Origin of the sequence: Flavobacterium sp. NLM, from assembly GCF_002210235.1 — a bacterium.
GTDB classification, from domain to species: Bacteria; Bacteroidota; Bacteroidia; order Flavobacteriales; family Flavobacteriaceae; genus Flavobacterium; species Flavobacterium panici.
On the sequence record NZ_LIAC01000025.1, the window covers coordinates 87,632 to 97,921 of the forward strand.

At 37.9% G+C, this 10,290-nt stretch carries 7 protein-coding genes; 5 read left to right on the forward strand and 2 right to left on the reverse strand.

The genetic code is table 11. From position 1 onward, the window contains the following. Nucleotides 1-14: 14 nt before the first annotated feature. Nucleotides 15-1,445, forward strand: coding sequence for an anion permease (locus tag APR43_RS23220; RefSeq protein ID WP_053472778.1), 1,431 nt, complete (start codon nt 15-17; stop codon nt 1,443-1,445). On the opposite strand, the gene APR43_RS23225 is transcribed toward APR43_RS23220, so the two are convergent. Further along, nucleotides 1,442-1,753 (reverse strand): GNAT family N-acetyltransferase, encoded by a 312-nt coding sequence (locus tag APR43_RS23225; RefSeq protein ID WP_234984747.1) that lies wholly within the window; start codon nt 1,751-1,753, stop codon nt 1,442-1,444. The genes APR43_RS23220 and APR43_RS23225 overlap by 4 nt on opposite strands. A 285-nt stretch (nt 1,754-2,038) precedes the next feature. Between APR43_RS23225 and APR43_RS23230 the strand changes: the two genes are divergently transcribed. Beyond that, nucleotides 2,039-2,698: an alpha/beta hydrolase gene (locus APR43_RS23230; protein ID WP_053472777.1), complete on the forward strand. Its 660-nt coding sequence runs from the start codon at nt 2,039-2,041 to the stop codon at nt 2,696-2,698. Nucleotides 2,699-4,008: 1,310 nt separating this feature from the next. Here APR43_RS23230 and APR43_RS23240 read toward each other — a convergent pair. Next, nucleotides 4,009-4,689, reverse strand: a complete 681-nt coding sequence (locus APR43_RS23240; protein ID WP_165590694.1) for a helix-turn-helix transcriptional regulator — start codon at nt 4,687-4,689, stop codon at nt 4,009-4,011. Nucleotides 4,690-4,807: 118 nt separating this feature from the next. On the opposite strand from APR43_RS23240, the gene APR43_RS23245 reads away from it, so the two are divergent. The 3 genes from APR43_RS23245 (at nt 4,808) to APR43_RS23255 (ending at nt 9,919) form a co-directional block, all read left to right on the forward strand. Continuing rightward, nucleotides 4,808-5,023, forward strand: coding sequence for a hypothetical protein (locus APR43_RS23245; RefSeq protein WP_053472774.1), 216 nt, complete (start codon nt 4,808-4,810; stop codon nt 5,021-5,023). A gap of 308 nt (nt 5,024-5,331) precedes the next feature. Beyond that, the gene (locus tag APR43_RS23250; protein ID WP_123924558.1) at nt 5,332-8,406 is read left to right on the forward strand and encodes a hypothetical protein; all 3,075 of its coding nucleotides are present in this window, start codon (nt 5,332-5,334) and stop codon (nt 8,404-8,406) included. Between the two features lie 214 nt (nt 8,407-8,620). After that, complete coding sequence (locus tag APR43_RS23255; RefSeq protein ID WP_053472772.1) at nt 8,621-9,919, forward strand: peroxiredoxin family protein; 1,299 nt, start codon at nt 8,621-8,623, stop codon at nt 9,917-9,919. Nucleotides 9,920-10,290: the final 371 nt, after the last annotated feature.

The following is a 10,290-nucleotide window of genomic DNA, read 5'->3' on the forward strand; positions in this document are numbered from 1 at the left end:
TTAATTTCAAAACCATGAAAGAAGTACAAATTCCTCAAACCCTGATTACACTTGCAGTTGGAGCAGCAATTTGGTTTATTCCTGCGCCAAACGGAGTTGTACCCGAAGCCTGGCATTTGTTTGCCATATTTGTAGCGACCATTTTAGGAATTATTCTAAAAGCCGCCCCAATGGGAACCATGTGTATGGTTGCCATTGCCTTAACCGCTTTTACACAGGTTTTAGCACCAGGCGATCCGGGAAAATCAATTACGCTGGCATTAAAAGGATTTGGAGACAAAGTAATCTGGCTTATTGGAATTTCATTTTTTATAGCCCGCGGATTTATAAAAACAGGATTAGGAAACAGAATTGCTTTTCTGTTTATTCGATTATTCGGGAAAAGCTCGCTTGGATTAGCGTATGGTTTAGGTCTTGCCGATTTGGTTTTGGCACCAGCCGTACCAAGTAATACCGCTCGCGGCGGAGGAATTATTTATCCCATAATGAAATCAATGGCAATGAGTTTTGGTTCTTTGCCCGAAGAACCCGAAACACATCGAAAACTAGGATCCTATTTAACATTGAATTGTTATAATATGAATTTAATAGCATCCTCCATGTTTCTAACCGGAACGGCGAGTAACCCAATGTGCCAGAAGTTTGCCCTTAATCTCGGCATAAAAATAACCTGGATGTCCTGGGCAGCAGCGGCAATCGTACCGGGATTGTGTGCCTTTTTTGTGATTCCGTTTGTGCTGTATAAAATATATCCGCCGGAACTTAAAAAAACCGGAGACGCACCGCAAATAGCTTCTCAAAAATTAAAAGAAATGGGACCAATCACCAGAAACGAATGGATGATGCTGCTGACTTTCTTTATCTTATTATTTCTTTGGATGACAGGCGATTTATTTTCTATTGATGCTACCACAACCGCCTTTATTGGGCTGGTAATTTTATTGCTTACATCCGTTTTGACCTGGGACGATGTAAAAGCCGAAAAAGGAGCATGGGATACCATTGTATGGTTTTCGGTATTAGTAATGATGGCAAGTTCACTAAACGAATTAGGATTTATCAGCTGGTTTAGTAATTTGATAAAAGCAGAAATTGGCGGATTAAGCTGGCAGATGGCTTTTCCTATTATTATATTAGTATACTTTTTCAGCCATTATCTCTTTGCAAGTGCAACCGCGCACGTGGCGGCAATGTATGCAGCACTTTTGGGTGTTGGGGTTTCGCTGGGAATTCCGGGATTGCTTCTCGCTTTTATGCTTGGTTTTGTGGGATCAATTTACGGAACGTTAACGCATTACGGACATGGTCCGGCTCCCGTTTTCTTTGGGAGCGGATATGTCGATTTAAAAAGCTGGTGGGTCAAAGGTTTAATAACCGGACTTATAATGCTTTTTATTTATATGGCAATTGGCGGATTATGGCTTTGGGTAATTGGCGATTTTTAAATCCTGATTCCCGGCGGCAGTAAATCTTTGTATTTTGGATTTTTTTTGAAAAAGGCCGCAATTTTTGGGTGAATGGGCACAACTCTAAATTTTTTCTCTGTACTTAATTCCAAAATGCTTTTAAGTAAATTGTCGAGTACAGGCTGGTTTTCAAAATTTTCCGGCGTATTGATTTTGGTTAAAAAAATCTTTTTTTCCTGAAAAGAATACTCAACGCTTAGTAATCCTTCAGGGACCACGGTTTCAAATTGTCTTGCAAAAGTGTTGTCTTTGATTTCCATAGTTTCGGTAGGTTCCATATTTGTCATGTTTTGGGGTAGGTTAAAAAATATTAGAAAAAGAACGAAAAATATAGTCAGCTAAAATCTTTTTAAAAGATCTTTAGCAGTGAATGATTTGGAATGCAAAGGTAATCATTTGATTCTCAATATGAAATTATTTTTTGAGGATCGGGTGCATTGCAAAATCGTTTATTTTTACAACTCAAATTGTTTTAATATGCAATTATGGTGTGCGATTTGCTGTAGTTATTATTAAAAAAAGTAAATTTAGCTTGAAATTAAGAGCTGTAGTTGTAATTCCATTTTAAACAAATGAGCAAAATTCCCGTATATTTTATGCCCGGTCTGGCGGCTAGCCCTGCTATATTTGAAAGAATCAAATTAGACGAAACTGTTTTTGAAACCTGTTTATTAGAATGGGAAATACCGCATCCAAAAGAAGCCTTATCTGATTATGCGCTCCGAATTTCAAAAAATATCAAGCACGAAAACCCTGTGTTAATTGGCGTTTCTTTTGGAGGAATTTTAGTGCAGGAAATTGCAAAACACGTTCAGGCAAGAAAAGTAATCATTATTTCGAGTGTAAGAAGTAATATCGAATTTCCAAGAAGAATGAAAATAGGCAAGACTACAAAAGCCTATAAATTGATTCCTATGAAGCTGATTTTGAATATCGAAAGTCTGGCGAAATACTCTTTTGGAGAAAAAATCAACAAACGAATTAAATTATACGAAAAGTTTTTAGCCGTTCGGGATCTTAATTATTTACAATGGGCTGTAGAATCAGTCATTTTATGGAACAGAAACGAAGTCGACGACAATGTAATTCATATTCACGGCGATCAGGACGAAGTTTTCCCTATAAAATATATCAACAGCTGTATAGTAGTAAAAGGCGGAACCCATATTATGATTCTCAATAAATACAAATGGCTCAATGAAAATTTGCCTTCTATTATATTAGAATCTTAAATTCCAATATAAAAAATCCAAATTCCAATTCTTTATAATCGCAATCTTTGTCACCCTGAGCGAAGTCGAAAGATCACACAAGAAACTCCACAAAGTAATTCCACGCATTCTTTGTCATCCTGACGAAGGAAGGATCACACAAGTAACTCCGCAAAGCAATTCGACAAAGAAAATCACCAATCTTTGTCGATCAGCGAGTGCGATCCTTCGTTCCTCAGGATGACAAACGATGCTCTTGTCACCCTGAGCGAAGTCGAAGGGCGCAAAGTAGCTCCGCAAAGAAATTCGACAATAATCTTCACCACAATCTTGTCATCTCGACGAAGGAGAGATCTCCGCAAGAAGCTCCGTAAACTAAATCGCCAATCTTTGTAGAGTTACTTGCGCAGATTTCTCCCTACGGTCGAAATGACAAACGGTGTGGTTATACAATTTGCCGCACAATCTTGTCATCCCGAGGAACGAGGGATCTGCACAAGTAACTCTACAAAGCATATCGCCAATCTTTATCGATCCACTTGCGCAGATTTCTCCCTACGGTCGAAATGACAAACGGTATGGTTATATAATCTTCACCCCAATCTTGTCATCTCGACGAAGGAGAGATATCCGCAAGAAACTCCACAAAATAACTCCACGCATTCTTGTCATCCTGACGGAGGAAGGATCGCACAAGTGACTCCATAAAGCATATCGCCAATCTTTGTCGATCAGCGAGTGCGATCCTTCGTTCCTCAGTATGACAAACGGTGCTCTTGTCACCCTGAGCGAAGTCGAAGGGCGCAAAGTAACTCCACAAAGAAATTCGGCAATAAAATTCCCTCAATCTTGTCATCCTGACGGAGGAAGGATCGCACAAGTAACTCCGCAAAGTAATTCCACAAAGAAAATCGCCAATCTTGTCATCTCGACGAAGGAGAGATCTCCGCAAGAAACTCCGTAAAGCATATCACCAATCTTTGTCGATCAGCGAGTGTGATCCTTCGTCCCTCAGGATGACAAACGGTGCTCTTGTCACCCTGAGCGAAGTCGAAGGGCGCAAAGTAGCTCCATAAAGCATATCGCCAATCTTTGTCGATCAGCGAATGCGATCCTTCGTTCCTCATGATGACAAAAAATGCGTTGAAATGACAAAGCGATTCTATAAATAAACCTCAAATGTTAAAAAATCACACAAAAAACCTACAAAACTTTAACACTTAAAAAAAACTTTTTTTTTCAACAATTTTAAATTTTATACAATTTATAAGAAAAAACGACTGAAATTAATTATAAATAAGTTTATAATTAGCGACAAAAAACAGAAAAAATTATTCTAACCGAATTACCCCCGTTACAATCGCTATAGAAAGCAATTTTGACTTCGGAATTTCAAATGAATTATAATCTTTATTATCGCTTACGATAGTAACAAAATCATCATTTTCTGATTTGCAGATGCGCTTTACTAAAATACCTTGTTCCGTATTTATAACATAAACTTTATTCCATTGAAAAAACGTATCCAGCGACAAATGCTTGCAGGCCACTATGTCACCGTTATTATACTTAGGATACATCGAGCTGCCAATTACAGTAATTAAATAATCTGAACCCTGAAATGTGGGGATTAAAAATTTCGCGGCATTTAACTCTATACTTCTTTTATTGCCGGCATTATACTCAATCATGGCCTCTGCAGAAATAAGGGGCAGCGTTTGATTTTTGATCGAAGCATCTGTAAAAAAGTCATTTACAGATGTATTATAATTTTCATCATTATAACCTTTGTTATAATTGGAATCATTTTCTAAAACATTTCCAATTCCGGTTTTAATCCATTCTTTATTTATTTGGGTATTTAAAGCACATAATCTGTCCACAAAATCAGCTGGAAGGTTAACTTTTCCGTTTATTACCTGCGAAAACGACGATTTATTAGAGTATCCTAACAACTTTCCAACTCCCTCCTGATTCTTTGCGACACCTAAACTTATCAGTGTCTTTAACACAATTTTAACCCTTTGTAATTCAGTCATTTATATCCCAATTGTAGGAAATTTTACATTTTTGTTGTTTAATTATAAACTAGTTTATATCTTTGCCTCAATTTTTAAAAGAAATTTGACAATGGATAAAAGTAAGACAAAAATTTACAAATCCTATGATTCGAATATTTTAGAGGCATTGTTTGTAAAGTATGGTGTCTCAAAATATTATATACGTCAAAGCATAAGCGGATCTGTTCAAGGGATTACTCCAGACAGCATAAAAAAAGATTATGCCACTATGGAAAAAGCAAGCAAGGAAATTGTGATGCTTCTCATTCAAAAAACAATGGGCTAGGAAAAATTAATATTTGACAACAATATTGAAATTATCCCCGCCCTCTTATCAGCCATAAACTCCCCAAGTTTTATAAGCCTGCTATAATAAAAATTCGTTTACACAGTAAAACGAAAAACTTTTCATCATTATAAGCCGTATTGAATACCATCAATAGCGCCTATTTTTTTTACAAAATACCACGAATACCACAAAAAAATATATACGCATATCCCAAAAGGATATCGACTAGGCATGCCTTTTACTTTCTTGTTTTGCAGGAATAACAGGTAAGGTGTGCCGATTTAAATAATTAAACAATTTAAAAAATGAAAAAAAATCTATTTTGTATGTGGCTGGCATTATTAGCCATATTATTTACGGTAAACATGGAAGCCCAGATGACCATTGGGGGTAAAAAAGAGCCAGAAGCCTTTTCCGTTTTGGAACTTCTGAACAAGGGCGGACTACGACTGCCTCAAATGACAACGGCACAGCGTAATGATTTTGCCGTAAAAGGTAAAGTTGCAGGTGAAGGCCTTACTATTTATAATATTGATACCAAATGTGTGGAGTATTGGAATGCTACACGCTGGGTAAGTTTATGTGAGGGAACATCACAAACTAAAATAAGTCCGACACCTTGTGTAAATGTGGCTGCAGATGGTACAGGATGTGATCAGACCTTTACTGTTGATGATGTTGACTGTCCTAACGGACCTTTTAATATTGCTATTGTCGCAGGCGGTGAGTATGCTTCATTAAGCGATGTAGATAATACAAACGGAAAATTTAAAATTAACTTTTTCTCAAACGAAACAGTAAATATCCATACGGTATTAGTACGCGTAACGAGTACTTGTACCAGTTTGTTTAAGGAATTTTTATTCTCTCAAAATGGGGTAGACTGTACTTCTATGTCGTATACTGTACCAAGTATATCACCATCAAGCACGGCTTTGACTTTATGCACAGGCGGTGCGGTATATTTATCGGTTCCTGCCACTACAGCAAACCTTGATAAATTAATCTGGACGCGTAATGGCGCTGAAATTCCAGGTACTCGTGGTACTTCTTATATTATAGCAACACAAAAAGGGGAGTATAATATTTCTATGGGAGCTGTTGGATGTAACACAAGTGATTCAAACAAACGCACCATTACAGAATCTGGTTCTGTAACGCCGGTTACGCTTTCGGCACTGGCATCTAATAATGGAGTAATCTGCGGTACAGGAAAAGTAACACTTTCGGTATCAGGAAACGGCAGTACTTCAGTTGTTTGGTTTCATAATGGTAAAGAAGAAAAAACAGGAGACTCAATAGATATTAGCGGTGACAGTAGCGTGGGAGAATGGTTTGCTGCAACTAAAGATGGGACTTGTTATTCTAAACCTTCAAACAGTATTCAGATAACAAAAAGTGAAACTGCCTCAACACAGTTATCTCTTCCTGCCACTGATGTACTGGTAAACGGTGTTCAATTAAGTGCCTTTACAGCATTTTGTGCGGGAGGAAGTTTAGATTTAAACATTACCAATAAAATAAGCGGTGTTACTTATACATGGTATAACGGTAATGATGTAATAACTACAAATCCTTATATTGTTCCAACATCTCAAACTACGATGTCACTTCGTGTGGTAGCAACAGATAACAGCGGGGCTAAATGTCCTGCCGAACAGAACAAATTAGAGGCGGCTGTAACACAAGGAAGCACTCCTGCTAAACCAACTGTCACTTCAGTTAGTACACTGTGTAATGGGGCAGCAACTTTAACGATTTCTGAAAGCGGAACTTATATCTGGTATAAAAATGGTGCTGTATTAACAGGAGAAACAGGTAAAGAGCTTAACATAAATTCTGAAGGCACTTATGGCGCCGCTATAAAAAATGCAACAGGCTGTATCAGCCCAATGACCGAGGTAAAAATTTCAGGAAACTCAAGCGAACCTAATGTTTCGTGGGATCCTAATGTTAATCGTCCTGCTACGGCAACTTTTGGTTCGTCAGTTACGCTTACCGTGAATGATTCATACAATTCTACTTTTAGCTGGACTCTGGATGGTGTTAAACTTTCTTATACAGGAAAAACGGCAACAATAGCTCTTCCAACAAGTGGAACTCCAAGCCAAATAGCAAAAATTGCAGTAACGGCGAAAAATGAATGCGGTGAAAAAACAATAACCCACGAAATAACAATGAATAGTGCATGTCCTACTCCTGTTATTAATTCAATATCGGCATCGGCGCAGACTATAATAGCAAAAACAAATGTTACAATAAACATTTCGACAAAAGATATAAATACACCAACCTATCAGTGGTTTCAAAATACGACTGACAGCACTACAGGAGGTACTCCGGTAGGAACCGGGGTTTCGTATAGTACAAATCAACTTACAACAGGAACGTATTACTTTTACTGTACTGTAACAAATGGCTGTAATGGAACACCATCAGCAACATCACTAACAACAAAGGTTACGGTAAATGATAGCCCGGCTGATATGCAGCCAGGAGGCGGAACCCTAAGCGGAAAAACTTGTTTTGATGTTGTGCAGATAAATAACGGTACTGATTGTGGTACATTAGTATCACGTGCGTCACAAAAAGCAAATTTTGCCAACACCTATACTTATACTTTTACACCAAGCGGTACAATAACAGATTTTCATTTTGATTACATAGAAAATGTGGGTGTGGGGAAAATTGTTGAGTCCTTTACCGATAATGGGAACTACACCGTAACAGTAAAATACAAGACTGCATTAAGCGGACCGCAACCAGAAGGTGCAGCAGGTCTAAATGCTGCAAATGCATACTCTGTAAGTATATATGCTGTTTTTAAAGATGGAACAGGTGCACAAAAATCTGTAAAACTAACAGCACAAATAAAAGACTGTATGTGCTGTGGTGCTATGGTAAGTGCTACAGAATGGAGAGCCTTTATGTGCCATAATTTAGGTGTTGATCAAACTTTAGATCCGTTTACACCTACTACGTCTTTATTTGGAACTTATTATACATATGCTAATATAGCTAACGCCTATGTTAATGGTAAAAAAAGCACAGTACCTGGTGCTGATCCTTGTCCTGACGGTTATCGTGTACCGCTTCATGCTGAATGGGTTGGGGTAGTAGCATCCAATACACCGACGCTTAACGCTAATGGACCGGGAGGTGTGATGATTGGTGATAATTTAATGCTGCCTATGGCAGGATATAAGATATCTAATTCTCCTTATCTAAATAACATGAGATACAGAGGTTTTGGTCTGAGTGGTAGTGCTGAATCTATTATTTATACTGTCGGCAAGGATACTGGCTTAAAAACAGCTTTTATGGTTCTAGGAGCGACAGCTCCAATCCGTTGTATAGCTATACCAGATAATGAAAGATAATATCTCGAAAAGTTATAAAAACTTAAAAGATAATTATTGCTTTCGGGACAAATAAAGTTTTAGTTGAGCTATGTATAATTGTTTAACGACAAACTTAAAAATAAGATTGCCCCAAAAGGCTGCGACGCTTTTCATTTCCTGCTTATGGCAGGAATGAGAAGCGTTTCGGTATTTAGTAAATTTTATAATTAAGAATAAAAATCACAAAAGAAATATGAAAAAAATAATCACAGGGTTTGTTGTCCTCAGCTTTTTAGCTGCAAAGGCGCAAACTATAAATGTTAATTTTTCTCATTATGGAGGAAAGCAGTATGTGTATATGCTTGAAAAAGGCGGTAAAAAAGATACCATCGCCACAGGCAAACTAGATACAGAAGGTAAAGCGGTACTCACTATTCCCGCAGCCAAAAAAGGCTATACCGGGATTTCGCATTTTGCCCTTACAGAAGGCGGAGGAATGGATTTTATTGTAAACAACGAGAATTTCTCTGTTTCCTGCCTTGAAGAACAGCCCAATTTTGAAAACACAAAATATACAGGTTCCCCTGAAAATGAGTTTTTAAATCAAAAAATAAAGCAGCAAAAAGCAATTCTGGACAAAGTTGGTTTTGTGCAGTACGGTCTTAATTTATATAAAAAAGAAGAACCTATGCATGCTGCTTTTCAAAAAGAAAACGAAAACCTGCAGCAGCAGTTTACCGCACTTAGAAACGAAACAGCAAAAAGTACTTTATATGCGGCACGTTTTATAGAAATATACCGTTTTTTAATGGGCATAGGCAGCAGTTTTAACCAGACAGAAGAAGAAAAAGCAAAAGAGTTAAACCTTTTTGTAAAAGAAAAACTCGATATGCAGGCGCTTTACAACAGTGGTTTCTGGAACCAAACCATAGAAGGCTGGGCAGATTTACAGCAAAGGGTAATTAAAGACGATGCCGTTTTACTGGAAGACACCAAACAAATCCTCTCACGTATAAAAAGCAAAGAAATTTATACTGCCTTTACAGAAAAAATCGTGGCTGTGTTTACCAAAGCAGGAAAAGATGATCTGGTAACGGCAATTAGTGAATATGCCGCAAAATCAGGAAAATTAGAAAAACCGAGCAAGAAATTAGGAAATACTATTAATGCTCCGGTTGTTGGTGCAAAAGCGCCAGTATTAGAAACTCCGTCGGGCAAAAAAACAATCAATAAAAAAACCTTGTTATTCTTTTACGAATCGGGCTGTAATAACTGCGAGAACGAAATTCACCAGTTGCTAGGCAATTACCAAATTGTAAAAGACAAAGGTTACGAAGTAATAAGCGTAGCCGCAGACATGACCAAAAATACCGGAGACGGCCACGATCACGCCTTTCCGTGGGCAGCACAATTATGCGATTACAAAGGTTTCGCAGGCCCAAACTTCCAAACCTACGCCATAATAGGAACCCCAACTTTTTTTACGATAGATGAAAAAGGTATAATCACAGGGAAATATGCGAGGTTAATCGATACGGGGATACTTAATTAATGGTTAATTATTAATTGTTGATTGTTAATTGTGAATCTTTTTGTCATTTCGACCGAAGGGAGAAATCGCACGCGGGATTCGACAAAGATTGGTTAATCACTTTGTAGAGTTACTAGTGCGATTTCTCCCTTCGGTCGAAATGACAAACGGCGTGATTAATACTATCGGTGTCACCCTGAGCGAAGTCGAAGGGCGCAAAGTAGCTCCGCAATAAAACTCAGACCCAACAGGTTTTAAAAACCAGTCGGGTCTCTTTGCGTAAAAAAGGTACGATTACACAACCTTTACCCAATCTTGTCATCCCGAGGAACGAGGGATCTGCGCAAGTAACTCCACAAACTAAATCGCCAATCTTTGTCGAGCTTCTTGCG